The 24,741-nt window shown below is 34.7% G+C and carries 25 protein-coding genes and 1 tRNA gene; 11 read left to right on the top strand and 15 right to left on the bottom strand.

What is annotated here, in order from left to right:
* The first annotated feature begins 58 nt into the window (after window positions 1-58).
* A complete protein-coding gene (locus tag VCM44_RS15105; RefSeq protein ID WP_114705942.1) occupies window positions 59-247 on the top strand; it encodes a 4Fe-4S dicluster-binding protein in 189 nt (62 codons plus the stop codon).
* Here VCM44_RS15105 and VCM44_RS01540 read toward each other — a convergent pair.
* The 4 genes from VCM44_RS01540 to VCM44_RS01525 form a co-directional block, all read right to left on the bottom strand.
* Window positions 235-1,062: a nucleotidyltransferase family protein gene (locus VCM44_RS01540; RefSeq protein WP_334677858.1), complete on the bottom strand. Its 828-nt coding sequence runs from the start codon at window positions 1,060-1,062 to the stop codon at window positions 235-237. The two genes, VCM44_RS15105 and VCM44_RS01540, sit on opposite strands and share 13 nt — an antisense overlap.
* On the bottom strand, window positions 1,055-1,996 hold the full coding sequence (locus tag VCM44_RS01535) for a phosphotransferase (RefSeq protein ID WP_334677857.1): 942 nt from the start codon (window positions 1,994-1,996) through the stop codon (window positions 1,055-1,057). Before VCM44_RS01535 ends, VCM44_RS01540 begins: the two co-directional genes overlap by 8 nt.
* Window position 1,997: 1 nt before the next feature.
* On the bottom strand, window positions 1,998-2,750 hold the full coding sequence (locus tag VCM44_RS01530; RefSeq protein WP_120405607.1) for a hypothetical protein: 753 nt from the start codon (window positions 2,748-2,750) through the stop codon (window positions 1,998-2,000).
* A gap of 66 nt (window positions 2,751-2,816) precedes the next feature.
* Window positions 2,817-3,473 (bottom strand): LysM peptidoglycan-binding domain-containing protein, encoded by a 657-nt coding sequence (locus tag VCM44_RS01525; protein ID WP_114705946.1) that lies wholly within the window; start codon window positions 3,471-3,473, stop codon window positions 2,817-2,819.
* Window positions 3,474-3,590: 117 nt separating this feature from the next.
* Here VCM44_RS01525 and VCM44_RS01520 point away from each other — a divergent pair, with 117 nt between their 5' ends.
* The 6 genes from VCM44_RS01520 to VCM44_RS01495 all read left to right on the top strand — a co-directional run bounded on the left by VCM44_RS01520 (window position 3,591) and on the right by VCM44_RS01495 (window position 8,176).
* Complete coding sequence (locus tag VCM44_RS01520; protein ID WP_334677856.1) at window positions 3,591-4,538, top strand: hypothetical protein; 948 nt, start codon at window positions 3,591-3,593, stop codon at window positions 4,536-4,538.
* Window positions 4,528-4,698 carry a hypothetical protein gene (locus tag VCM44_RS01515; RefSeq protein WP_334677855.1) on the top strand — a complete coding sequence of 57 codons (171 nt, stop codon included), beginning with the start codon at window positions 4,528-4,530 and terminating at the stop codon, window positions 4,696-4,698. The genes VCM44_RS01520 and VCM44_RS01515 overlap by 11 nt, the downstream gene beginning before the upstream one ends.
* Window positions 4,698-5,165 (top strand): 2-amino-4-hydroxy-6-hydroxymethyldihydropteridine diphosphokinase, encoded by a 468-nt coding sequence (folK, locus tag VCM44_RS01510; RefSeq protein WP_334677854.1) that lies wholly within the window; start codon window positions 4,698-4,700, stop codon window positions 5,163-5,165. The genes VCM44_RS01515 and folK overlap by 1 nt, the downstream gene beginning before the upstream one ends.
* Before the next feature lie 110 nt (window positions 5,166-5,275).
* Window positions 5,276-6,418, top strand: a complete 1,143-nt coding sequence (locus VCM44_RS01505; RefSeq protein ID WP_412474021.1) for an acyl-CoA dehydrogenase family protein — start codon at window positions 5,276-5,278, stop codon at window positions 6,416-6,418.
* A gap of 2 nt (window positions 6,419-6,420) precedes the next feature.
* On the top strand, window positions 6,421-7,209 hold the full coding sequence (locus VCM44_RS01500) for an electron transfer flavoprotein subunit beta/FixA family protein (protein WP_114705949.1): 789 nt from the start codon (window positions 6,421-6,423) through the stop codon (window positions 7,207-7,209).
* Between the two features lie 13 nt (window positions 7,210-7,222).
* On the top strand, window positions 7,223-8,176 hold the full coding sequence (locus VCM44_RS01495; protein WP_334677852.1) for an electron transfer flavoprotein subunit alpha/FixB family protein: 954 nt from the start codon (window positions 7,223-7,225) through the stop codon (window positions 8,174-8,176).
* Between the two features lie 75 nt (window positions 8,177-8,251).
* On the opposite strand, the gene VCM44_RS01490 is transcribed toward VCM44_RS01495, so the two are convergent.
* The 4 genes from VCM44_RS01490 to VCM44_RS01475 form a co-directional block, all read right to left on the bottom strand.
* A complete protein-coding gene (locus VCM44_RS01490) occupies window positions 8,252-9,400 on the bottom strand; it encodes a hypothetical protein (RefSeq protein WP_334677851.1) in 1,149 nt (382 codons plus the stop codon).
* Window positions 9,401-9,601: 201 nt separating this feature from the next.
* Window positions 9,602-9,793 (bottom strand): hypothetical protein, encoded by a 192-nt coding sequence (locus tag VCM44_RS01485; RefSeq protein WP_114705952.1) that lies wholly within the window; start codon window positions 9,791-9,793, stop codon window positions 9,602-9,604.
* Window positions 9,794-9,801: 8 nt separating this feature from the next.
* Entirely contained in the window at window positions 9,802-10,335 is a 534-nt protein-coding gene (locus tag VCM44_RS01480; RefSeq protein WP_334677850.1) for a hypothetical protein, read from the bottom strand.
* A 3-nt stretch (window positions 10,336-10,338) separates the two neighbouring features.
* Window positions 10,339-11,487, bottom strand: a complete 1,149-nt coding sequence (locus VCM44_RS01475) for an Mrp/NBP35 family ATP-binding protein (protein ID WP_334677849.1) — start codon at window positions 11,485-11,487, stop codon at window positions 10,339-10,341.
* A gap of 326 nt (window positions 11,488-11,813) precedes the next feature.
* On the opposite strand from VCM44_RS01475, the gene VCM44_RS01470 reads away from it, so the two are divergent.
* Both VCM44_RS01470 and VCM44_RS01465 read left to right on the top strand, forming a co-directional pair.
* A complete protein-coding gene (locus VCM44_RS01470; RefSeq protein ID WP_334677848.1) occupies window positions 11,814-12,200 on the top strand; it encodes a hypothetical protein in 387 nt (128 codons plus the stop codon).
* Window positions 12,184-14,235: a lytic transglycosylase domain-containing protein gene (locus tag VCM44_RS01465; RefSeq protein ID WP_334677847.1), complete on the top strand. Its 2,052-nt coding sequence runs from the start codon at window positions 12,184-12,186 to the stop codon at window positions 14,233-14,235. The genes VCM44_RS01470 and VCM44_RS01465 overlap by 17 nt, the downstream gene beginning before the upstream one ends.
* 53 nt (window positions 14,236-14,288) lie before the next feature.
* Here the strand turns inward: VCM44_RS01465 and ychF are convergent, their stop codons facing one another.
* The 5 genes from ychF to VCM44_RS01440 all read right to left on the bottom strand — a co-directional run bounded on the left by ychF (window position 14,289) and on the right by VCM44_RS01440 (window position 18,958).
* Entirely contained in the window at window positions 14,289-15,398 is a 1,110-nt protein-coding gene (gene ychF, locus VCM44_RS01460) for a redox-regulated ATPase YchF (RefSeq protein ID WP_114705957.1), read from the bottom strand.
* Entirely contained in the window at window positions 15,398-15,982 is a 585-nt protein-coding gene (gene pth, locus VCM44_RS01455) for an aminoacyl-tRNA hydrolase (RefSeq protein ID WP_114705958.1), read from the bottom strand. Before pth ends, ychF begins: the two co-directional genes overlap by 1 nt.
* 12 nt (window positions 15,983-15,994) lie before the next feature.
* Window positions 15,995-16,942 carry a ribose-phosphate diphosphokinase gene (locus tag VCM44_RS01450; protein ID WP_162929729.1) on the bottom strand — a complete coding sequence of 316 codons (948 nt, stop codon included), beginning with the start codon at window positions 16,940-16,942 and terminating at the stop codon, window positions 15,995-15,997.
* 30 nt (window positions 16,943-16,972) lie between these two features.
* A tRNA-Gln gene (locus VCM44_RS01445) sits at window positions 16,973-17,048 on the bottom strand.
* 71 nt (window positions 17,049-17,119) lie between these two features.
* A complete protein-coding gene (locus tag VCM44_RS01440) occupies window positions 17,120-18,958 on the bottom strand; it encodes a transglycosylase domain-containing protein (protein WP_334677846.1) in 1,839 nt (612 codons plus the stop codon).
* Between the two features lie 91 nt (window positions 18,959-19,049).
* On the opposite strand from VCM44_RS01440, the gene VCM44_RS01435 reads away from it, so the two are divergent.
* Complete coding sequence (locus VCM44_RS01435; protein WP_114705961.1) at window positions 19,050-20,522, top strand: hypothetical protein; 1,473 nt, start codon at window positions 19,050-19,052, stop codon at window positions 20,520-20,522.
* Between the two features lie 53 nt (window positions 20,523-20,575).
* On the opposite strand, the gene VCM44_RS01430 is transcribed toward VCM44_RS01435, so the two are convergent.
* A complete protein-coding gene (locus tag VCM44_RS01430; RefSeq protein WP_334677845.1) occupies window positions 20,576-22,567 on the bottom strand; it encodes a hypothetical protein in 1,992 nt (663 codons plus the stop codon).
* A 95-nt stretch (window positions 22,568-22,662) separates the two neighbouring features.
* Window positions 22,663-23,691 (bottom strand): hypothetical protein, encoded by a 1,029-nt coding sequence (locus VCM44_RS01425; RefSeq protein ID WP_120405612.1) that lies wholly within the window; start codon window positions 23,689-23,691, stop codon window positions 22,663-22,665.
* 158 nt (window positions 23,692-23,849) lie between these two features.
* Here VCM44_RS01425 and VCM44_RS01420 point away from each other — a divergent pair, with 158 nt between their 5' ends.
* Window positions 23,850-24,728: a hypothetical protein gene (locus VCM44_RS01420; RefSeq protein WP_120405613.1), complete on the top strand. Its 879-nt coding sequence runs from the start codon at window positions 23,850-23,852 to the stop codon at window positions 24,726-24,728.
* Window positions 24,729-24,741: the final 13 nt, after the last annotated feature.

Below are 24,741 nucleotides of genomic sequence, written 5' to 3'. Positions count from 1 at the left end.
ATGTGTCAGTATTGTGCACTTTTTCCCTTCAATTTTAATTTTTTGATATAATCAATATATGGATTATTATCTCGAAATTTCTTCACGTTGTATAGAGTGTGATAACTGCAGGCTGATTTGTCCAGAAAAGGCTATTTTTATGGACAAAGGCAAATATACGATAGAACCATGGGCATGTACTTTATGTAATGCATGCACGCTTGTTTGCCCTGTCGATTGTATTAAAGAAGTGTCTCAAAAGGAGTAAGAAGCTCCATTATATTTAATTAACTTATTCTCGAAATCAAAAGTAACCCCACACCAAGTCATCGTTTTTTGTGATTTAAAATCTGAAGTATCTAACTCAGGAATACCTTTTAAAAAATTAACTATCACATCAGGTATTTCATCAAGCTTACTAATGACGCTTAAGTATTTATCTAAAGTTCCAAGATCTAAAAAGACAGGATTATCAGGTAAGCTCATCAATACATTTGACGACTTATAATCACAAACTGTTTTAAAAAATCCAGAAGCACCAGGTGTATAATTAACCTTTCCAAGATTGATTAGTCCGACACCAGAATAAGTGAAATAATCACCACTTCCTTCATGTGGAATAATATCAGTTAAGTGCCCATCTTTTAAAACAGTTTCATTATAGCTAGAATTACCATCCACATTTATGGCATACAAATGTGCAACAGCATCACTACGTTCTAAATTGTCATAATCCGATTTTATATTTTCAAAATCAAAGAAGTAAAACTGATCAGAGTTAATAATTAATATAATTTCGTTATCAACAACTTTTTTCAAATTATGTATACACCCACCACTACCTAGAATTTCAGGTTCATACAACAGAGTTACATTTTTGTCCTTTGCCCAATCAAGCATTTCTTCATGGCAATGATGAGAATTTATATAAATATTCTCACAGCTTAAATTTCTTGCATAAGCAACTTGTAAATCAAGCATCTTCAAATTTAGAAATGGCCACAAGGGTTTTGGTATAACCTTTCCAAGCTCTCCCATTCGTGTACCAAAACCTGCACTTGCGATAAGACATGTCTTAATCATCTTTACCTCTTTCAAGTATCGTTGCAAAACGCACGAAAGAGTCTTCATCTCTTAACTTTAAAACATCGATTAATTTCTTTAGATTAGGTTTAATAAATGGAAGATATCCATTCTTATTCTTATCAATACTAAGATAAGCAAAGCTACCCAGTGCTTTAAAAGTACGCTGTATCTGAACTATCTGATAATCTTTTAAATATTTTGAATTAAATTCACTATCAAAAGAATTTAATAAAATTGACCTTTCTTCGTTTGAAAATTGTATATAGCAGTCATCTACCAGTGAAACTAAATCATATATAGCTGGCCCCACTCGCATATCTTGATAATCGATATGATAGAGCTCATCAGCTTTCACATATAGATTGTTAGAATGATAATCACGATGACATACTACTTTTTTATTTTCTTCATAGTAATTAATCAACAACTCTCTAACACTTGCAACGACAACTTTTTCGTCTTCATTTAGGTTTAGTTTCAAATGTTTTTCTAAAAAGAATTGAAGGGCCAAATCGAATTCAAACCCAATTTTCTCTCTATCGAAATATCGACTTTGACAAGTTTCTAAAGGGAGTCTTTGGTAAGATTTGATATCATTTACTGCTTGTATATGTTTCGTAAGTCCATTTTTAAGATAATAATCTTTCAAAGAAATATCACCAACATCCTCAAGAATAAGAAGTGAGATCTCTGGTAAATAAAGATAGATTTTTGGAGTATTAATATCTTTTTCAATGAGTGTCGTGATCAAATTAAAATCACGACTCTGCTGTCCATTTGGCTCTTCTGTACAGACAATTAAACTTTCGCTCTCGTTTTTTAATCGATAATACTCTCTACTTGAAGCATCGCCAGAAAGTTTTATAAGGTTCCAACTCTCTTGAGAATATCCCTGCTGGTCTAAAATAGATTTAACTTCATTTATTTCCATATCATATACTTTCTTTGAACTTATAAAATTGTTTTGATGAATTCTTTTCAAAAATAAGATTCTCATCTTTTGTGCTTTGAACCATATAATTTTTAAGCAGGAATTCTTCTTTTGATAAGTCTCGAGAATAAACCTCTTGAGTTGAGAAACTAAGCGATTGCCTATTCAGTGTTTGTAGCCATAACAATCTTGCTTCTGGGTCATAACCAGATTTTTTTAGAACATCATAAACAAGATTATTTAAGTCTCGTTTTGCATTTAAGTCTAGACGATTAAGTCTAATCATATCTTTTACCGTATATGAATTAAGCGGTATGATTTTATTCTTTTCATATATACCAATTTTACTTCTTAATAATTCACCGATTAATACTGAAACAAAAATACTTTCGGAATTCATAAATCGACGCAGAACTCCGCGAGACATAAAGACGTTATTTCTAGGAAGTGAGAAGTAAAAATTTCTATTATCTTCAACAATATAAAAATTAATTCCAAAATCATCTTTCACAAAGAGACTTTGGTTATTTAAATATAGCTCACGAGCTATCTTTTGTAGGTATCTATTTGATCTTCTTGAGGGCCTCTTAACTTTATTGTTTTTGATAAACAATTCAGCTACACCTTCGAGATGAACAAGGTAATCCTTAGAAGTAAAATCAACTTCGTAATTATATGGATATCCCTTATCGTCCTTATATAAGTAGGTACAAGAAGTTAAAAATAATATTGATATAAAAATATAAAGTTTCATTAGTTCTCAAATAAAAAGAGCTCTCATTATGAGAGCTCTTATAACATTTGATTTATTATACACGATTTACATTGGGCTGGAAGCAACATCTCTTTCTTCAGGGATGTAATATAAAGTAAATCCAGCAAAAATTAAGTTTGGATCTTTAATCATTTCTCTGTTGTTATCCCAAATTGATCTCCACTTTGCTGGTGTACCGTACTTGTCTTTTGAAATTACACCTAGAGTCTCACCCTTACGAATAAGGTGAGGAAGACCCACTGGATTCCAGTTAAATTGACCACTTTCATACTTAATGATGTCACCTGGTTGAAGTCCATCAGCAAGTGCTTCTTGATTCATTGCTTGAACATCACGCCACTTGCTATAGTCTCCATATAATTTAAAAGCAATCCACATAAGTGTTTCACCTTTTTGTACTTCATATGTATCAGTTTTAGAAACAACAACTTCTTTTTCGAGTTGAACGTTTTCCTGAAGCAATACTTCATCAACTGGTTCTTCATTTGTTGCAACTGCTTCCATTGTAGGCTCTGCAGTTGGATCAGCGACTTCTTCTAGATCAGCAAATTCTTCATTTGCATCAACGACAAAGTCTGAATCATCAATTGAAATTTCTTCAGCAGCTTGAGTTTCTGCTACTTCTTCACCTTTCTTCTCGTTGTTAGAACAAGATGTGAAAGTTAATGTTGAAACTAGGAATAGTAAAAATATTTTTTTCATGGTCTAAAACCCCTTTTTTAGTAACAATCTATATAGTTACCCATCGGTTCCTTTTTAATTATAATTAAATATTAACCGCCTAGACTAATTTCTTCATGCAATGTACAATTTTTCCGTATGAATGTTTTTAAACTATTTACTATAGTATTCTTCTCAATCTTTTCATTTGCGCAATCACCTATCAGTGATTTCTCAAATAGTTCCAATTACGATTTGGCCAAAGAAAAGATTATAAGTGTATCTGGAACAAAACGAATTCTTCTCATTAGTAATGGTCAAGATAGTTTTGCCAAAGGTGATTACATTACTATTTTAGTCAACAAAGAACCTGTAGTACGAGGTATTGTTCCAAAACAAAAGAATAATGTAGCAGCAATTAAAATCACTAAGATTTATAATGAAGAGATTTATTCAAATATTTTCGTGAACCAAGATGTTGAAGTACTTCGAGGTGATGATTCTGCATATGGTAAAGCAGATACAACAGAAGAAAGTGAATTTAGAATTACTGATAGCGAATCACTATATGACGATACGACTTTATTAGATGAGGACATTTATAGTGAAGAAGCACAAGAAGGCGGAATAATTAAAAATGATAATCTTGTCTCTGTTGGTATTGGGCTAGTTGATGGCTTTAATACCGCTGGTAAAGAAGATACAAATACTCAGTATAATGCATCTTGGGCGTTTCAATTAGATAAGAATATTTGGCTAGAAGGAAGTGTTGGGCGTCACTTAATCAGAGGTTTTCCAAATGAAGAGATCGACACTGCTGTAAACCAATATATATTCCGTGCAAAATATTCATTTGAAGGACCACTTTATACAGTATTTATGCCATATGCAGGATATAAGTTTGCAACTGCAGATAGTCCTGGTGCAGGTGATGTATCGGCGGTTGGAGCTGATGCAGCCGCACGAGAAAAAGATCTTGTTGCAAGTGTTGAGAAAAGTGAGCCAGTTTTTGGAATTACGGCATTAAAAAGATTAGTCCCTGGTTGGTTCTTTAGAGCTGATATTGGTACCGATCTCATGGGAGTCAGTCTTGCTCTTGAATTCTAAACTTTTTTTAATATTAATTTTACTTAGTTCATGTGGAGTAAAAGCTCCACCTAAACCAAAGAACCAAAACTTCCCTTCATTTATTGAAGAGAATAAAAAAGTTCTTAGGCCATCAAAAACCACAAAACAAGAAACTAAAAAGAAAGAAGATAATAATTAATGAGAATCATTCTTAGCCTTGGGACTAATCTTGGTGACCGAATCGAATCAATCAAAAGCGCATCTAAGTTATTAGAAGATGCATTTAACTGTGAAGCCAAAATGAGTCACTTTTATGAGTCACCTCCTTATGGGCCACAGGATCAACCTTCCTTTCTTAATATTGCCCTAGAAATAAACACTTGTTTAAATCTTTCCCCAACTTCAATCTTGAAAATATGTAAGGAGATCGAAGAGAAGTTAGGTCGAAAACACCGCTATCACTGGGGTCCTCGTGAAATTGATATTGACATAATTTTTATCGACTTCTTAGAAGTAAAAGAAGAAAAGCTCACCATACCGCACAAAGACTTTCGAAACCGAAGCTTTGTTCTAGAACCATTAAAAGACTTACCTTCATTTTCTGAGTATAAAGAACATTACAAAATTAAAACATTGAAGAACAAGAATACAAAATTGATCCTATAAACTTTTCTCGTTGCGACACTTGGTGCCAAGTCCTTATTACCTATTTACTAAATACTGAAAAGGTATCTATAATAAGGTACTTAAAACTTTGAACAATTGGTTCCAATATGATCAACTTTGAATTAACTTCCGAGCAGAAAGAAATTCGTGAACTTGCAATGAAATTTGCAAGGAATGAGATGATGCCAAAAGCTGGCGAATTTGATGAGAAAGCCCAAATGCCAATGGATATCTTAAAACAGGCATGGGAGCTTGGTCTCGTTAATACTTGCATACCTGCAGAATATGGTGGTGCCGGATTTACGACAATTGATTCAATGATTATCACAGAGGCCCTAGCTTACGGTTGTCTCGGAATGAATACTTCGATTATGGCCAATGACTTAGCACTTCTTCCTATTGTTATTGGTGGAAGTGATGAGCAAAAGAAAAAGTTTTTAACTCCGTTTACAGAAGATTATAAGATTGCAGCTTTTTGCTTAACAGAACCTGGTTATGGTTCTGATGCGGCTGGTATAAAGACAACAATAAAAGAAGATGGTGATCACTACCTATTAAACGGTAACAAGATGTGGATAACAAACGCAGGTTATGCAGACCTCTTCGTTGTTTATGCCACGATTGATCCTGCAAAAAAGCACAAGGGAATTACGGCCCTTGTTATCGATGCCAAAGCAGAAGGTATCGAGCTAGGTGAAAAAGAAAATAAAATGGGGCATCGTTGCTCAGACACTAGAGCCGTTACATTTTCAAATGTAAAAGTTCCAAAAGAAAATATATTAGGTGGAGTTGGTGAAGGTTGGAAAATTGCCATGGCCACACTAAATCATTCACGTCCAATGGTAGCAAGCTCCGCAGTAGGTGGTGCTCAGTGCGCAATGGATCATGCCGTTAAATATGCAAGTGAAAGAAATCAATTTGGAGTGCCCCTATCGAGGCACCAAGCTATACAGATGATAATTGCCGATATGGGAATCGAAATCGAAGCAGCGCGACTACTCGTTCAGAAAGCCGCGTGGCATATTGATAACGGAACACCTAATCCAGAACTTTCATCATATTCAAAAGCCAAAGCAGCTGATATGTTCATGAAAGTTGCAACTGACGCTGTCCAAGTATATGGTGGATATGGTTACAGTAAAGAATACCCAGTAGAAAAGTTGATGAGAGATGCCAAGCTCATTCAAATATATGAAGGCACTTCACAAATACAAAGATTAGTAATTGCTAAGGAAATTTTTACAAGGAGCTAAAATTGAACATTTTTGTATGTATTAAACAAGTTCCAGACACGGAAACTAAAGTTACTCCAAACGGAGACGGATCTTATATCGAAACTAATTCGATTAAGTGGATCATGAACCCATACGATGAGTTTGCTGTTGAGCAAGCACTTCTAACAAAAGCAGCAAACAGTGGCTCGACTGTAACTGTTGTAAGAGTTGGTGGTGTTAAAGATACAGAAGCATTAAGAACTGCCCTAGCAATGGGTGCAGATGATGCAATTCTTGTTGAAGCCGATGACAATCTAGATTCTTATATGACTGCAAAAGCACTTAAGGGTGCGATTGAAAAGTCAGGAAAGACTCCAGATGTAATCTTCACAGGAAAACAAGCTATTGATGATGACTGTCTACAAGTTCCTCAACTACTAGCGCAAATGCTAGGCCTACCTTCAGTAACTGTTGTTGATGGTTGCGAAGAAGAAGGTGGTAAATTCACTCTTAAAAGAGAAGTAGAAGGTGGAGCACTTGAAGTTTACGAAGTAAACTCACCTGCTGTTATCGCTGCTAACAAAGGTCTAAACAGTCCTCGTTACGCATCTCTTCCAGGTATTATGAAAGCAAAGAGAAAGCCTCTTGCTCAACACTCACTATCAGATGTAGGTGTATCTGCTGATGATCGTCGTGTTAAGTACTCAGGATTCCAACTTCCACCAGAGAAGCCAGCTGGTAAGAAATTTGATGCGATGGACGAAGGTCAACAAGCATCTGTTGTTGCTGAAGTTGTTAAGCTTTTAAGAGAAGAAGCGAAAGTTATCTAAGGAGATTATTGAAATGGCAAAGATATTAGTATTTTCTGAAACAAGTGGTGAATCAGTTAAATCTGTTACATTTGAAATTCTAGGTAAACTTACAGGACACGAAGTTGACGTAGCAATCGTTGGCGAGATGGGTCCAAACGCTACAGCTGACCTAGCAAAGTATGGTGCTGCTAATGTACACAACCTAAAAGGTGACAACTTAGATAAGTATTCTCCTGAAGGTTATGCAAACGCACTTAAAGAATTTATTGGTTCAAATTACGACTACGTATTTGCAGGTGCAACTTCACTTGCAAAAGACCTTATGCCAAGACTAGCGGGAATGTTTGATGCAGGTATGGCATCTGAAGTTACAAACTTTGTAATGGAAGGTGATAACTTCGCAGGAACAAGACCACTATTTGCAGGTAAGGTTCTAGCTAAAGTTGAACTTGATGGACCAAAGCCAGGCTTCGTAACAGTAAGACCTAACGCACTTGGTATGCCAGATGCACCAACTGCTGGTGCAGGTACAGCAAATGAAGTTGCAGCAAACGCTGGTGACATCAAAGCTGTTATTAAAGAGATCGTTAAAGGAACTTCAGAGAAGCTTGACCTTACAGAAGCAAATATTATCGTTTCTGGTGGACGTGCAATGAAGTCTGCTGAAAACTTTAAGATACTAGAAGAGCTTGCTGAAGTTCTTGGTGCAACTGTTGGTGCTTCACGTGCTGCTGTTGACTCAGGATACGCACCTCACGCAATGCAGGTTGGACAAACAGGTAAGACTGTTGCTCCATCACTATATATTGCTTGTGGTATCTCAGGAGCTATTCAGCACTTAGCAGGGATGAGAACATCTAAGGTTATTGTTGCTATCAACACTGATCCAGATGCACCAATCTTTACTAAAGCTGACTACGGTATTGTTGGAGATCTATTCGACATCGTACCTCTTCTAAAAGAAGAATTAAAAAAAGTACTTTAATTTAGACAAAGTATAAAATAAAAAAGGCCCTCAATTTTGAGGGCCTTTGTTTTTCTTCTCTCTAGTTATCTTGGATTAAAATCCGTATCCTTGTCTTTCAAATTCTTGGTTATCTTCACCTTCATAGTATTCTTCTTCGTCATATCTTTCATCTTGATACTCTTCTTCGTATCTTTCTTCTTCGATTTCTTCAGCTTTTGGTGCTTGATAAGCAGCTGATACAACGTTTTGTTGAATAATATTAATGTCTTGTTCTACATTACCTTCTTGAGTTAGTTCCTTTTGAAATCTAGACTCTTCTTTAGCTCTTTCCATTTTTTCGAACTCAATATTAATTTTTTCTAACTCATCATAAGTTACATAATTAATAAGTGCTCCTTGATATGGACCTGTTGCAAATCTTAAACGGTAACCATTTTCACCATTTTTAGAAAAGATACCACTTGATTTTTGACCTTGTAGTTCAACTTCAAAAGAATTTCCATCCTTTAGTTTTAAGTCACCTACAACTTCATTAATCTCTTGTCCGTTCGCATATACAGTAAAGAAAAGTCCCTCTACTCCATTTGGTCCAACTGTTACGCTTCCATCAATATCATGTCCACGGAACATTTTATTATTCATACTTGGTAAGATCGCTCTTTCAATAACGAATTCTCTTCTATCTTGTGTTGTTGCAACAACTTCTTCTTCAACAAGTGCTTCATCAACAATTTCTTGTGATGTTTGCTCAACAACAACTTTTTCTACAAACTTTCTTGCTTCAATTAATTCAAATCCATCTTCATATGCTCTAAAGATAGAAATATTCTTTTTATTTTCATGAAGAAAAGAAACGTCAAAAGTGTAGTCATCGTTTTCATTTAATCTTACAAGACCTGTTCCGATTAACTCCATATCAACAATTCTTTTATTATTGCTTTTAACTTCATTATAAATTTCTAATCCTTCGTGATCTTCTATTCTAACGACTTCCCACTTTCCATTGATAACTTGTGAGTACTCAGCAACTGGAAGGTATTGAACAGCTACAGAATCACGATCAGAAGAAGCAACGATACGATCAGAATTTTCATCAACTCTCTTTTCAAAAGAAATTTCCTTCTTTTCCATAAAAGAGTTACTAGTCACTGACATTCCTTGGTAGATTCCACCAAATACAAGAAATGATCCTGATAGTACTGATGTGATGATAAATTTTTTGTAAATAGCTGATGCTTTCATACAATGCTCCTAATACCTTATGTGTATATAGAAGCAACTAACGTGCCAAAGTGAACAAATACACCAAGACCGTAAGTAGCTGTAATCACTTGCGCCGTATACTAAGAATGGGGGTCTGATTAAAGATTAGACTGTTAAATTTTTAACACTGTAGAAAAAGTAAACACACGTTCGTGTGTTTACTCTATATATGAAAACTATTTAGTCGACTTGAAAAACTTTCTTTTCATAGTCACTATGAGAGGCCCTAAACCTCTTAAGTGCAACAACAATCAACTCATCAAGAGCAATTCCTGTGTTTTCGGCCATATGCTGGAAAGATTCCACAACATCGGCTTCGATATTAACTTTTAATTCTTTTAACTCACCTTGATTATGAACTTGATCCTTCATAAATACTCCTATTTAACGACTTTGAGCGCACCTAGTCTTCTTAAACTTACCAGGGCCTGAGTTACTTCAAAGTCAAATAATTCGCAATTTGTATAAATATCGTTAACTTTGCTGTATTCAGCTATAGTTTTTAATAGTAAAAATTCGTTTGCACCAGTCTTTTTTCCAACTTTTATGAACGCAGGATTGATTAAAATGTGAATATCTGCTGGTGGCCTTAAAGATAAGGACTGACGATGTTCTTGATATGCTTTTTCAGCATTTCTTTTAAACTCACTAAATTTTAGTTTGAATTCAAAGTCACTATCAGAGACCACTTCTGGTTCAGCGACTAAGGTGAAATTTTCAATTCCATCCATATCGAAGATTACAAGAGAATATAGAGCTTTTATCCCTGTTTTCTGAGAAAACTGAGCTGCGACAATTTCACCTTCATTGATATATACAACACCGAGAAACTGGCGATCAGCTTGTTTTAAAATATTGATTCGACCAGTAAAATTAAAAGAGCACTGCTCTTCTATTTTCTGTATGATGGACATTCATTACCTTTTGAAAATTTTAGAGAAAAAACCTTTTTCCTCGTCACCACCATTTTCTAACTCAATGATCTTTTTTGCAATACCGGAATAAGCATTCCATACCGGCCTATTTTCGTATGAATTATTGGCCATATAAGGATTTCCACTATCACATGATTCTCTAAGAGCGATCTCTATTGGAACCTCACCTAAGAATGGATAACCAAGCTCTTTTGCGATAGCTTCTCCACCTTTTTCCCCAAAAATATAATACTTTTTCTCTGGCATATCATCAGGAGCAAAGTAACTCATATTCTCAACAAGTCCTAAAACAGGAACATTAACTTGTTCAAACATGTTAAAACCTTTACGAGAATCTAATAGAGCGACATCCTGAGGTGTTGAAACACCTACGATTCCATCAAGCTTAAGTGTTTGAGCTATCGATAATTGAACATCTCCAGTTCCTGGAGGTAAGTCTAGAACTAGATAATCTAGCTCGCCCCAATCAACATCAAAGAGAAATTGATTTAGAACTCCACCAAGCATTGGACCACGCCAAATAACAGCATCCTTTTCTTCAATAAATAAACCGAAGCTAATAAACTTTAAACCGTGTGCCTCAATAGGGGCAATTTTCTTATCATCAGTAGCTAATGGTTTTGCATTTCTTTCACCAAGTAGCATTGGAACAGAAGGTCCATAGATATCAGCATCAAGTAAGCCTACTTTTTTTCCTGCATTCTTAAGTGCGAGGGCCAAGTTTACCGATACTGTAGATTTTCCAACACCACCCTTACCAGATGATACTGCGATTATTCTATTAACACCTGGAATGTCTCTTTTTTGAGGAGCAGCTTTACCGTGACCAACTTGCAGTTGTGCGTTTTGCTGCTGTGTTTTTTTCTCAGCCTGTGATTTAGGTGCTTCTTGAGTTGATACAGTTTTAATGAAAAGATCATCTTCATTTACTAGATCAGCAAGGCTATTAACAATTGCATCTTCAATATCACGTTTTTGAGGTGCAGTAATCTCATCTCGATTATAGACAAGAGTCACTTTATTTCCATCTACATGAATATCTTTGAATCGATTTTCATCCAGTAGAGACTTCTGTGTATTAGGGTTTTTAACCTCAATTAATTTCGTTTTAATTGCTTCAATATTTATCATAGTAACTCGCTCGGTTTCTTTCTATTTTCATTGTGGATTCTATTAAATATTGAGGACTTATTCAATCAGTAAAGCAAATTTTTGCCCTACAACAAAATCTATAAGATGTTATAATTACAATAGAAACTAATTTTAGATTTGGAGAATTTGTGTCTAAACCATATAAGAGATCAATCATCATTGTAGACTCTAAATTTCAATTGAAATTTAGTATCTTGATATGCATTGTCATTTTAGTTCTAAGTGCATTTTATCCCTTAGTTATTTATCAAGTACTTTCTAATATTTCAGAAAAGTTCCCACAATCCGCTGAACATATAAATACTATGAAAAGCGATTTATTGAATTTCCTAATACTTTGCCAGGCGTTTTTTGGAATCCTTGTCTTTATCGTGACTCTATTTTTCACGCACAAGGTAGCTGGCCCTTTATACAAACTTAAAAAATACCTTGCAGGCTTAAGACATACTGGCTTCGAAAGAAGTTTAACATTTAGAGACGGTGACTACTTTACTGATGTAGCAGATGAAGTAAATCTGACAGTCGAGTATTTCCAAACAAGATTTAAAGAAGACACCGTCTACATTGATGAGATTTGTAACTACTTAAAGAACTTACAACAAGTTGTTCCAGAGGATAAGAAAGTTATCCTTAATGAAGTAGTGACCAAACTCAAAGATATGGAAGGTCGTTTTAATGAATTTATCGGGTAAGAGATTATCTACATTTTTAATCGTTGTAAGTATGAGTTACTTCACAACGGCTCAAGCAAAGCAGTCAACAAAAGATCGTGAGATCAAAGCGGCTCGTCATATTGCACAAATTGAGCGCAATTTAAGAAGAAAGAAGCTTTCTAATTATTCAATTAATAATGCAAAGAAAGCAATCAAGACAGGTGGGATCTTCAAATCATATGTTGGCCATCTCGATTTTCTATCTAACCTTAAAGAAGACCTCAGAAAGAATAAATACTTCAAGTGTAATATTAAAAGTAAAGGTATCAACAGAGTAGAAGATCAATTTGTTAGCAACATCAGAGACTACTGCTACCACACTGTTAATTATCTTATTGATGATAAATTCTATCCACAAATCGTTAAAGATGAGAGTAACTTTAATAAGGCAATTAAGCATTTAGCTACCACTAGAAACTCTCTTTTCACTCATAAGTTAAACAATATTGATAAGAACTCAAAAGTTTATAAGTATATAAAAAAGCAACTCATTGAGACTACTCTAATCGAAGGCTTAAAGATTGACTCTAATCTTTATTCACATATCGATTTCGATAAGGACATCACATACCTTTTCCAAAGTAATCTTCATCGTATCAAAAAGAATAAGCTCACTATTACTAATGAGTTTATCAAACAATACAATAAGCTTAAAAGAGTTGTTAAAAACAACAAAGATATTCAAACAGACTTAGAAAAGTTTTTAAGATTTGAAGAAAGCAATAATGAATATATTTATAAGAAGTCAGCTTGGAAGCGAGTACGCTATATTGGTAAACTTCTACTAAATAATGGTGACATAAAGAATGCAAATCGTTTTTTTGCACGCTCATATGAAATAAGTTACGACAGTGAAACAAAGAATGAATCCTTATTTCTTCTACTTTGGAATTCGATCAAACAAGAAAATTATAAAGAGAGTATTGTTACTGTCCAAAATTATAATCTAATTGATGAATTCTCAAACTTGTATACAAAAACAAAGTTTTGGATTGCATATAGTTACATGAAAGATGGAAACGAATCACTTTCTAAACATCTTTTCAAGTTAATGATTAAAGGTAATCCATTGAGCTTCTATTCAATTGTTGCTCAAGAATATCTACCAGAGTTTGATAAGAAATATGTTAAATCACTCTACTTTCATAAGAACACTATTAAGCTACCAGAGCTTACTCTAAGTGACTTTACCGAACTAAGACAACGCAATATTAAAGAATCACGAATTTGGAATGAGCTAAAGTACTACGGTAAAGTTGATAAGCTCATTTATGAATTCATTAGGCTTGACCCTAAGAAAGACATCGCTAATCAAGCTAAAATTGATACGTTGACTACTGAAGATCAAAGAGTTGCAATCTTTAATTATTTTCTTCATTACTTTAAAAATAAGAAGGACTTCTTATCAAGTTTTAAACTGGTTTCTCGAACTATTGATTTAAACTTAATTAGGCCTTCTAAAATAGATATCACAACACTATTTCCGGTGCTACACCTCGATAAGATAAAAGATGTGAATACTGATATTGATCCACTATTAGTACTTTCAATTATTAGACAAGAAAGTGCATTTAATCCTGAAGCTAAATCTGCCGTAGGTGCACTTGGCTTGATGCAACTGATGCCTGCAACAGCAAGACAGATGACAACATTTAGAAAACAAGAAGAGCTATTCAAGCCACATAAGAATATTGATGCTGGTGTTCGCTACTTCAAAGGTCTTTTAAATAAGTTTGATGGAAATATTATCTATGCATTATCTTCATACAATGCGGGTCCAACCAAAGTAAAACGCTGGTCAAAAGAACTAATGGATTTAGATGATCCAATCTTTCAAATTGAACAAATTCCATATAAAGAAACAAGACTTTATGTAAAACTCATTTATAGAAATTATTTCTTTTATAATTTAATGAAAGATAAATATATTCTTGAAGAGAGTATCGCGTCGACCTTTAATACCAATCGACCTAAAGAAGCAAAACGAAAAATTTCATCTCAAGTTGAACTATAAAAAAAGGGCCTACATAAGAGGCCCTTTTTCATTTCGATATATTTTATAACAAGCTAGACATTGAATCTGAAGTGAATAATATCGCCATCTTTGACAACATATTCCTTACCTTCCATGCGAAGCTTTCCAGCTTCTTTAACCTTGGCTTCTGATCCATTAGAGATAAGATCATCATAGTGATAGATCTCTGCCTTAATAAAACCTCTTTCAAAATCAGTATGGATTACACCTGCAGCCTCAGGAGCTTTTGCACCATTTTTAAAAGTCCATGCTCGAACTTCTTTTACACCAGCAGTAAAGTATGTACGTAGACCAAGCATATTATATGCTTCATGAGTAAGAGTTTCTAAACCAGAAACTTCAATACCAGCAGCTTCCATAAAGTCAGCTTTATCTTCTTCACTATCTAGAGCTGAGATTTCTGACTCAAGCTTTCCACAAATTTTAATTGCACGTGAGCCTTCTTTCTCAGCGAAGTCTTTAACGGCCTTAACATATTCATTATCTTCACCAACACTGTCTTCATCAACATTACAAAGGTATAAAGTTGGCTTTAAAGTGATTAAGTTAAGATCACGGATCAACTCTAAGTCATCCTTATCTAATTCAAGAATACGAGCTGCGAATCCTTGCTCTAAATGAGCAACTAATTTCTCAAGTACAGGTACTAGCATTTTAGCTTTTGAAGAAATCTCTTTATTTTGATTCTTCATAAGTTTTGGAAGATTTGCCTGCTTTCTTTGAACGACTTCAAGATCAGCAAGTGCAAGTTCCATATTGATTGTTTCAATATCATCAACTGGATTAACTTCACCGTGTACATGAACAACGTTTGGATCGTCGAAACAACGAACAACGTGAACAATTGCATTTACCTGACGAATATTTCCAAGGAATTGATTTCCAAGACCTTCACCTTTTGAAGCTCCTTTTACAAGACCTGCAATATCAACAAATTCAACTATTGTTGGAATAACTTTTTGTGGACCGATAATTTCAGCAATCTTAGATAAACGCTGGTCACCAACATTTACAATTCCGATATTTGGCTCAATCGTACAAAATGGAAAGTTAGCAGCTTCAGCTGGAGCTGAAGTTAATGCTTGAAAAATAGTCGATTTACCGACATTTGGAAGTCCTACAATCCCGCAATTAAGGGCCATTACTTATCTCCTAAATCTAATAACTTTTTCTTCTTATAACGCTGTATCGCTGTTTTGAAACCATTTTTTACATAACATTCAACAGCTTTTGAAGCTTTTTCTAAATAATCGTCAATAAAGTCAGCTTCAGCGCCATGATATCGACCCAAAACCCAGCTAGAAACATCTCCATGAGTTGGACGACCAATTCCCATTCGTAAACGTTTAAAATTATTATGACCTAATTGTCCTGCAATGGACTTAAGTCCATTATGTCCAGCTAGGCCGCCACCGTCTTTAAATGCGATCGTTCCCCATGGTAAATCTAATTCATCGTGAATAACTAAGATATTTTCTGCTTCAACTTTAAAATAATTAGCGAAAGGAATCACACTTTCACCACTTAAATTCATATATGTTTGTGGCATCAGTACATAGAATTTGTCTTCATCTGTTTCAAATGATGACCAAATGCCTTTAAACTTCTCTTTAAAATTCAAGTCCTTAACAGGCTTGATAAAATTCATAATATCCCAGCCAATATTATGTCTGGTACCTTTATATTCAGAACCTGGATTACCAAGCCCCACAATTAAATAATTCATAATTAACCCGTTTTATAAAAATAATGAACTAACAGAGTCGTTATTAAACGTTCGATGTATCGATTTGGCCAATATTTCAGCTACTGACACTGAAATTATCTTACCACTATCAATGGCCGCCTTGCTCAATGGAATTGTATTTGTAACCAACACCTTTGATAAGGCATCAGATTTAGTAATTCTCTCAATTGCAGGACCAGAGAAAACAGGGTGTGTCGCACAAGCAACGACACTCTTTGCACCATTTTCCTTTAATGCATTACACGCCTCAATCAAAGTACCAGCAGTATCAATCATATCATCGAGAATAATACAGTCTTTTCCTTTAACATCACCAACTATATTCATGGCTTTGGCCACATTCTTTCCTGTACGGCGCTTATCAATCATCGCAATGTCACACTTACACTTTTTAGCATAGTGACGAGCACGTTCAACTCCACCAGCATCAGGTGAAACAAAGATTGTATTATCACCAACTAATTCTCGCTTTATATGACCAACGAGAACTGGTGAGGCGTAAATATTATCAAAAGGTATATTGAAGAAACCTTGAACCTGGCCTGAGTGAAGATCCATTGTGATAACACGTGAGGCACCTGCTACAGTGATTAAATCACTGACCAACTTTGCTGAAATTGGCGTTCTTGGTGAGACCTTACGGTCTTGGCGACAGTAACCATAGTGTGGGATTACGGCGGTAATAGAAGCTGCTGAAGCACGCTTAAGTGCATCAATCATAATCAATAATTCCATCAAGTTGTCATTTACTGGAGCACAAGTTGATTGAATAATGAAAACATCAGCTCCACGAACATTTTGTTCGATTTCACAGAAAGTTTCACCATTTGCAAATTTTGTTACTTGAGGATCAACAAGGGGTACATCTAAGATTTTTGAAATATCGGATGAAAGTTTTGGATTTGACGTGCCTGATACAAGAACGATCCGTTTCATGATCTCTTCCCTTTCTCTGATCCGTGAGAAAAATGGTTGGGGTAGAAGGACTCGAACCTTCGAATGGCAGAATCAAAATCTGCTGACTTAGCCACTTGTCGATACCCCAACAATGTCGATATGTATGTAATATATAAGCTAATATCTTTTTTTTGACAAGATATTTTTAAAAATCGGCAATTATTCACAGGCTAAAGATGCAATGCGCTGGCCAGAATATAGGATAATTTCCTGATACAATCTGAACGCGGTCGTACTCCCGTATAATCTCAAACCTTTTTTATTGGCACGACTTCCCTCATATCCAACCCAAATGGTGAAAAGATCATGGCCATCGTATCCCACAAAGAGATTATCAAAACCATTATTAGATGTACCTGTTTTACCAAAGAAGTGCTGATCTCTAAGGGCCGGCTTTACCATGCGTCTGATAGTAGTTTTTCTAGGATCGGCCAAAGCTTCATATACTTGAGAGCCTTGTTCACATTCTTTTTCTAAAAAGTCGCGATAAACTTGGTGCAACTCATGTACAGATAACTCAACAGCTCCAAGTAATTGAGCTGGATATTCCGACAGCGGAGTCTTTATATCTGCAATACGTGATTTAAGATCCTCTTCAACTTTTTCAAAACCAATATCCCTTGCTAGCCTGACAATGGGATTATTAAGGGATTCTTGTAAAGCCTGAGAAATTGGATATTCACTAGCATCTGGAGTATGAGACTCAGATGGTGTCCATACACCACTTATAAGGTCTAAAGTAACTGGCTCAGTTGAAACGAGATCATCGATTTTATAACCATGCTGTAAATAAATTTGATACAAGACAGGCTTTAAGGTTGAACCAACACCATGCCTTTCTTCTAAAAGGGCCTTTTCTACATTTCTCTCAAACTTTGAATAATAAAAGGTTTCTTTGTCTTTTGGCCCAAATGATATTTTAACAGCTAAATTCTCTTCTATTTTTTTAAGGTCTTCTAAAAGACCCTTGGATGCTACGACAGTTTTAAAGAAACGATACTCATTCAAGTCCTTATCTTTATTTTTACGTGTCGTTGTAAGATAGATTGCTTCATAAAAACCTTTCTCTTGAAAGTCTTTTAGTCCCTGCCTCCAGCGATCCCACTTTTCATCACTCCATTGATAAGACTCATTTGAATCAAAGAGATTTAAATCCTGTAGTTTATTGAAAATGAAATTAGCTCGTCCCTTTAATCTCTCTGTTCGGTATATAGGATGGTAATACCCAGGTCCCTTTAACATCGAAACAAGAATGGCAGATTCATATGGATCAAGCTCTGAAATAGGTTTATTAAAATACAGCACCGCTGCAGTATGAACACCTTTTACCCTTACTCCACCAAGGCTTCCCCAAAAAACCTCGTTAAAATAAGCTTCTAATATATCTGACTTCTCAAATTTAAAATCGATATATACAGCAAGAATTGCTTCTTTAATTTTTCGACTGAAGGACTTTTCATTAGTGAAATATATATTCTTAACTAATTGTTGTGTTAGAGTTGATCCTCCCTGAACAAGGGCACCTGCTTTAATATCAGCAACGATTGCACGCAGGATTGAAATATAATCAATCCCAATATGATCGAGAAATCTAAAGTCCTCAATTCCAATAAGACCTTTAGAGAGAATAATTGGAATATTATAAAATGGAATTTTATACTGTAGGCAACGATTATAGTGGCAATTATTATTTCTTAGAGCTTTTAATTCAAATGTTTCATTAATACTTAAAATTCTTTCATTGAAGTTTTCAAATTTATTTTTAAAAACAGATGTGAACCTTTCGTCATTTGAATTTGCTTTAAAAAACAAGAATTCATCTTTAACAATAAAGCTGCCTTCTTCAAAAATAACAGATTTTTGCTCATGCTCACTTAGCTTGCCACTAATGACCTGACTTAAGTCTGCGTCATTTATTGTTTTAACGACAAAAATGACACACAATGCAACAAAAGGCACTGATAATAGTAATAATATCTTTAATCGTTTTAAAAGCATTTAAGAAAACACCTATTTTTTTGACGTTACATCAAGTCATCTTATATTATTTCATTACAATTTAATCCAATTATAAAAGGAATAACAACTTATGTTAAAGAATTTAAATAAGGCCGCAATTCTTGCCACTTTAGCGTCAACTTCTTTCGCACTACCAATTGATTGGCATGGTGAACTTCAAACAGATATGCACTCACTTGGAGATTACAATCGCTCAGTTACTCAAACTCCTGGTGCAGTTACTAACGGTGACCAAGCTTTTGATATTGGAGATGCCGATCCAGATTCAGCCAATTTTCAAACATATATTTTCAAGTTACAACCAACGATCATTGTAAATGATTCGACGACGATCAATGCAGAATTAACTTCTGGTTATGGTTACGGTGGAAACTTTGGTGACTCATCAAATGATGGCCGAACAAAAACTGGAACAACAGATGCAACAACAACTGGTTCATTTGCTAATGCTCGTTATTCTTTTAATACAGTAACAAGTAATGAAATCAACCTGACTCAAGCAAATGCAGTATTCTTTTCAGACACAGCAACTTACACAGTTGGCCGTCAGAAATTTAACTGGGGTCTAGGTGCTGTATATAATGATGGAAGTGCCGCTGGTTCTCGTTTTGCATCAATGAGAGATGGTATAACAATTGATTTTAAAATCGGTAATTTTAAATTCTCTCCATACTACTCAAAAATCAAAGCAAACAATCTAACTAAAACAGGTCGAATCAGAGAGATGGGTATTTCATTACTATATGAAAATCTAGACCGTGAATTCACGTTTGGTGCTTTATACAACAAGAACACATCAGGTGGTTCAACATCAGTATTTGCTGATGTTGACGGTGACGGAACTGCAACAGAACTTGGTTCATCTAGTGTGACGATGATTGACCTTTACTTCAAAAAGACTTTTGGAAAATATACAGTAGAAGCTGAAGTTCCATTAATGTCTGGTGATATGGGTGAAATCTATCCTGGTGTAACTGATACAGAAGTTGATGCTCAGGCATTTCTTTTAAATAATACTTATAAGTTAAATACAAACCATTCCCTACATTTAGATGTTGGTATGGTTAGTGGTTCAGAAGCTGACAATCAAACTTACGGGGCCATGTACCTTAATCCAAACTTCCAAGTTGCGAATATCATGTTTCGCTATAACTTAGGTGCAATTGGAGATACAACTCAAAACGTTTTCAACTCATCAATAACAAATGCAACTTATGCTAAGTTTGCCCATCGCTATGACTCAGGAACATGGTCTTGGACAAATTCAGTTATTTGGGCAAAAGCTGATCAAACTGCAACGGCCGGATCAGATGCTATTAACCACGAAAAGAATAAGAGATTTACTGCCGCTGCAAATCAAGCGGATGATCTAGGTTTTGAAATTGATTCAAACTTTTCTTACAAGTGGAATACTTCAGTATCGATTAATACTAATATCGGTTACTTCTTTGTTGGTGACTATTACGCCTTCTCAAACACGGCAACACCAAATGAAACAAATGACACTTACTTAATTTACATCGGTGCAGATATAAAATTCTAAAAAACAAAAGGCTCCTTTAAGGAGCCTTTTTTATTTCTTAATTTGTGTTTTAATTATTGCCAAGGATTTGACCAATTACCAGAGCTTGGCGACCTTGTTTGATTACCCATCAGATTAAAGTTCCCCTGACCATTCCAACCATTAGATGTTTGAAAGTTTGTTTGTCCAAGTCCACCTAAGTCTAAATTAAACCCTGGTATACCATTAGAGTAACTTGAAGTATCTCCAGTCCAAAGATCAAAAGGGCTTCCTGAAGAAGCAGATGCTAATTGTGATTGAAGATTATTAAGCTGAGTTGTACGGTAAATATTATTAAAGCGACCAAGAGTACTTCTCTGTTCAGAGATCGCACTTCCATATCTATTGTTAAAATATGAATTATAATCGCTCATACTATTTTGTTTCCACCCCATATATTGATTATAAATATATGGTACATAAGTACTTTGAACCGTCATACAATCTTGATAATTCCCACCAGAAGTACAGTAACTACTTACTAAATCTTTAGCATATGATTGAATATAATCATCATAAGCGCTTAACTTAGCTTGTTGTTGCTGACGATCCTTCGCTGCTCTTTCTTGTAGACCTTGAATGATCTTACGACGTCTAGCAAGTGGCGATTTATCTCCAGCTCTTAGTAAAGCCTCATCACCCCAATCAGCAAGTGTCCCTCTTTCAAGTCGACTAATTGCTTTATCACTATTTGTCTCTGCCTTATCAACAGTTCTCTTATTTGCACCCTCAAGTTTTACATTAGAAAACTCTTGAGCATGAATAATTCCGGTTAAAACTTTACGTCCTGAAGTTTGCATATTTTCTTCACGTAGGGCCGCGATAACACGCTTATATTCAGCACCATTTTCATTTTGACGATTAAATTTTGCAATAAGATCATTTATCTCTTGAATTTTATCCGTAATTTGATCCTTACGTCTTTCATCTTCAGTACTTTCACCAAGCTCATCATATTCAGTCATTAGATGCTCTAATTCACTCTTAAGAGCTGGGATTAATTCTTTTGAAAACTTATTCATATGATTTGCATACTCGCGTAAAAGTTCTTTACGCTTATCTCGGCTAACACCATATTCATCACCGTTTTCAATATCTTCAGCAGATGGAGCAATATCTCTTTCGATTTCCTCCATTCTTGTAACCATTTCTTCAACTTCATCTTCAATTAAAGAATGCTGAATTCCTGAAAGAAGTCTTGTTAAATCATCATAGTTACCACCAGATGAACTTCTTAATTTCTTTAAGCTATCTGCAATATCCGTTAAATTCTTTCCGTTACACGCAGCAATTGCTTCCTCACGTAGGTCGTATTCTGGTGTCGTATTTGCCATAATTTTTCTTTCTGCTGGCTTTGCAAAGTCCATACAATTAAAACTCGGCTTAGAAAAAGATGTATGTTGTGCAACAGATGCTAAACCAAATGGCATATCATCACGATAATCTAAATCTTTATTTGTTGAAGCAATAACAAGTTCTGAATTTCTTGATTGATCAATATTTGGGTGATCAATTGTAATACGTGATGGAGATGCAAGGTGTCCTTTATCGATAAGATTTTGAACCTTAAAGAAATTTGGATCGCCACCGGCCAAGTGATTCATACACTTTTCATATTCTTTTTCAATTGAGTCACTTCCAGCAGGATATGCACTTGAATCAACTTGAACATCAAATTTCAAGTAAATATTATTATCGACAGGATTGGTGATCGCCTCTGCACTAATATCTGAAATACATGCTGATACTCGTGTTGGCATATCAATGATCACTTTACCATTTGCAACAGTAAATTTTGGAGTATTCCCCAAAAGAAGAGTTTTCATAAATCCGTAAGATACAGCATTATCTCTTCGACATTCAACTGTTGTCGATCGGCTCGATGGCCCAACATCAACGCTACCAGTGGTAGAAGTATTACTGCTTCCACTACCAATCGAGCTCGTTCCAGTGAAAACAACTTTTGCACTGGCCGGTACCATTAAAAGTGAACAAACTAATAACTTTAACTGAATTGCTTTTTTCATAAATTATCCTACTTAATTCATCGCTTAAGACATATCGGATAATTTAGGAATTACTTTAAAGACAAATTAATTCAAGTTGTAAAATCAGGTACTTACTAAAACAATAGATTTACTTTTTCTTGAACTTCTTCCCCTTCAATAGAAACTTGAGCGCTTTCACGTTGATCATTTCGCTCTTTAAATTTGATATACTCTTGTCTTCTCTCGGCAATGGACTTATTCGCTGAGTTTAGTAGATAGTATGTTGGTATTTCTATAAGGTATTTATATGTTGAATTCTTTACTTCTATATATTTTGGAAGTGTATAACGACCATTATAAGTAACATAACTTCTAGGAACAATCGTATAAACATCATCACTCATATGTAGTTCCAAGAAGACTAATTGATGAGTATCATTTTTAAATTCACCCTTAATATTGTCTAAGTTTATTGACCAGACAAATTCACGGTTTCGCTTTATCAACTTAAGATTATTTGTTCCACGATATAATGACGAATTCATTATATTTTTAATTTCTGCCTGCTTTTGTTCACCATCAGCATCAAGCGGAGAAACAGGAGCGGCGGTATTAACATCCTCATATTCCTTAACTTTCTCTTCGTACTCTTTCTTCTTAACAAGAAACTTCTTATACTCTTCAATAAGGGATGCTTTATCTTTATTAATTAGTTCAGAATTAGATTTATAATTTTCCTCTATTGATTTAAAAATTTTATTAAAACCATAAGAACTATTAAACGTGTAACTTAAAATCAAGCTCTGAAGAATATTTTTAGTATTATCATTTGTTAATAAACCCTCTATCCTTGTCGCCTTCTTAATATCACTTACGGCTCCAACATCATAACTTCCATTCTCATATTCAACAGCAATCATCTTTTTAAAGTCATCTTCATTTTCTGATGAAACTAATAAATATTTAAAGAAATTTGTATTAACTTGTGCCGTATCATCATTAAAGTCTGAATCAGCAGCCGTTCGCTTTACGATTATATGTGCAACAACAAGTTCCTTATCTAGTTCATGATTTGAAGGATTTCTCATAAGACCTTCTAATGAGGGAATTGAGGCATAAATATGTGTACTAAATAGTAAAAGCGAAAAAATTAAAACTTTCATAAATCTCCTAATTAATACTGATAATAATACCAAAAAATATGAGTCATGTAAGTTGAATTTCAAATAAGAACAAAAGACCGACAATATCAATCAGGCATATAGATGTGACGAATTTTAAAATTACCTTTATAATATTTCTAAGTTAACAAGGGTATTACATGAGCAAATTAGTAAAATTTATATCACTATTATTAATCATTCAATTAAGTGCAAATGCAAAAATATTAGACTACAAAACGACGCGTTTAAAGTCGACAGGTGGAGCTGGTGTTGCCTCACTTCTAATGGATGAAGCAACTGTCTTAAACCCGGCCCCTATTGCATTTTTTAATATGTCTTCAGTTTATGTTGAGAAATCTTCTACAGACAATAAAGATCTTGAAGAAAATAATTTAAAAGGCTCTTCAAATTTAGCTGTAATTGCCTCTGATAGTTCAAAGGCTCTAAAAGGATCTCTTTCATACGTTAAGACTAAGAAGAGTGACGAAAATTACAAACAACTGTCTACTTCATTTGCTTCAACGGTTGGCCCTAAGTCGTCTCTTGGTTTTACATATCAAGATATAAAAAGAGTTGATAACTATCTAGGAAATATAGAAAAGAATGAATACTCACAAGTTAATATTGGTGTTTTTCATGCAGTCACATCAAGCCTATCACTAGGTATGGTTGCAATGGATCCATTTAAAAGTTCTGAAAATGGAACGAAAGCAATTCTTGGAATGCAGTACCAATATGGAAAATTTATTTCCCTAATGCTAGATGCCGGTGCTGATTACACAACAGAGCTCTCTGAGCGCTCTCTTGTAAGAGGTGCTATCCAATTCAATGTTCTTTCTGACTTTTATATAAGAGCAGGTATGTTTGACGATAAGATTGATATGCAATCAGGTTCTGGATTTGGAATAAGCTGGATTCAACCTAAGTTAACTTTAAACTTTGCCATGTCTAATATCTCTGTTGATGAAGATGCTTTATTAAAACAAATAGCTGAAGAGATCCAAGAAACTTCTTTTTCTCTTTCATATCGCTTCTAACAATCGGTATTAA

This window comes from Halobacteriovorax sp. DPLXC-1 (assembly GCF_036903125.1).
In the GTDB taxonomy this organism is placed as follows: Bacteria; Bdellovibrionota; Bacteriovoracia; order Bacteriovoracales; family Bacteriovoracaceae; genus Halobacteriovorax_A; species Halobacteriovorax_A vibrionivorans.
Note: the sequence above shows the minus strand (reverse complement) of the source record. Positions and strands in the feature narration are given on the sequence as shown.

Bases quoted from the DNA above. Each gene is read 5' to 3' on its own strand.
- VCM44_RS15105 (WP_114705942.1), top strand. From the start codon at position 59: ATGGATTATTATCTCGAAATTTCTTCACGTTGTATAGAGTGTGATAAC.
- VCM44_RS01540 (WP_334677858.1), bottom strand. From the start codon at position 1,062: ATGATTAAGACATGTCTTATCGCAAGTGCAGGTTTTGGTACACGAATG.
- VCM44_RS01535 (WP_334677857.1), bottom strand. From the start codon at position 1,996: ATGGAAATAAATGAAGTTAAATCTATTTTAGACCAGCAGGGATATTCT.
- VCM44_RS01530 (WP_120405607.1), bottom strand. From the start codon at position 2,750: ATGAAACTTTATATTTTTATATCAATATTATTTTTAACTTCTTGTACC.
- VCM44_RS01525 (WP_114705946.1), bottom strand. From the start codon at position 3,473: ATGAAAAAAATATTTTTACTATTCCTAGTTTCAACATTAACTTTCACA.
- VCM44_RS01520 (WP_334677856.1), top strand. From the start codon at position 3,591: ATGAATGTTTTTAAACTATTTACTATAGTATTCTTCTCAATCTTTTCA.
- folK (WP_334677854.1), top strand. From the start codon at position 4,698: ATGAGAATCATTCTTAGCCTTGGGACTAATCTTGGTGACCGAATCGAA.
- VCM44_RS01495 (WP_334677852.1), top strand. From the start codon at position 7,223: ATGGCAAAGATATTAGTATTTTCTGAAACAAGTGGTGAATCAGTTAAA.
- VCM44_RS01490 (WP_334677851.1), bottom strand. From the start codon at position 9,400: ATGAAAGCATCAGCTATTTACAAAAAATTTATCATCACATCAGTACTA.
- VCM44_RS01485 (WP_114705952.1), bottom strand. From the start codon at position 9,793: ATGAAGGATCAAGTTCATAATCAAGGTGAGTTAAAAGAATTAAAAGTT.
- VCM44_RS01480 (WP_334677850.1), bottom strand. From the start codon at position 10,335: ATGTCCATCATACAGAAAATAGAAGAGCAGTGCTCTTTTAATTTTACT.
- VCM44_RS01475 (WP_334677849.1), bottom strand. From the start codon at position 11,487: ATGATAAATATTGAAGCAATTAAAACGAAATTAATTGAGGTTAAAAAC.
- VCM44_RS01470 (WP_334677848.1), top strand. From the start codon at position 11,814: ATGAAAAGCGATTTATTGAATTTCCTAATACTTTGCCAGGCGTTTTTT.
- VCM44_RS01465 (WP_334677847.1), top strand. From the start codon at position 12,184: ATGAATTTATCGGGTAAGAGATTATCTACATTTTTAATCGTTGTAAGT.
- ychF (WP_114705957.1), bottom strand. From the start codon at position 15,398: ATGGCCCTTAATTGCGGGATTGTAGGACTTCCAAATGTCGGTAAATCG.
- pth (WP_114705958.1), bottom strand. From the start codon at position 15,982: ATGAATTATTTAATTGTGGGGCTTGGTAATCCAGGTTCTGAATATAAA.
- VCM44_RS01440 (WP_334677846.1), bottom strand. From the start codon at position 18,958: ATGCTTTTAAAACGATTAAAGATATTATTACTATTATCAGTGCCTTTT.
- VCM44_RS01435 (WP_114705961.1), top strand. From the start codon at position 19,050: ATGTTAAAGAATTTAAATAAGGCCGCAATTCTTGCCACTTTAGCGTCA.
- VCM44_RS01430 (WP_334677845.1), bottom strand. From the start codon at position 22,567: ATGAAAAAAGCAATTCAGTTAAAGTTATTAGTTTGTTCACTTTTAATG.
- VCM44_RS01425 (WP_120405612.1), bottom strand. From the start codon at position 23,691: ATGAAAGTTTTAATTTTTTCGCTTTTACTATTTAGTACACATATTTAT.
- VCM44_RS01420 (WP_120405613.1), top strand. From the start codon at position 23,850: ATGAGCAAATTAGTAAAATTTATATCACTATTATTAATCATTCAATTA.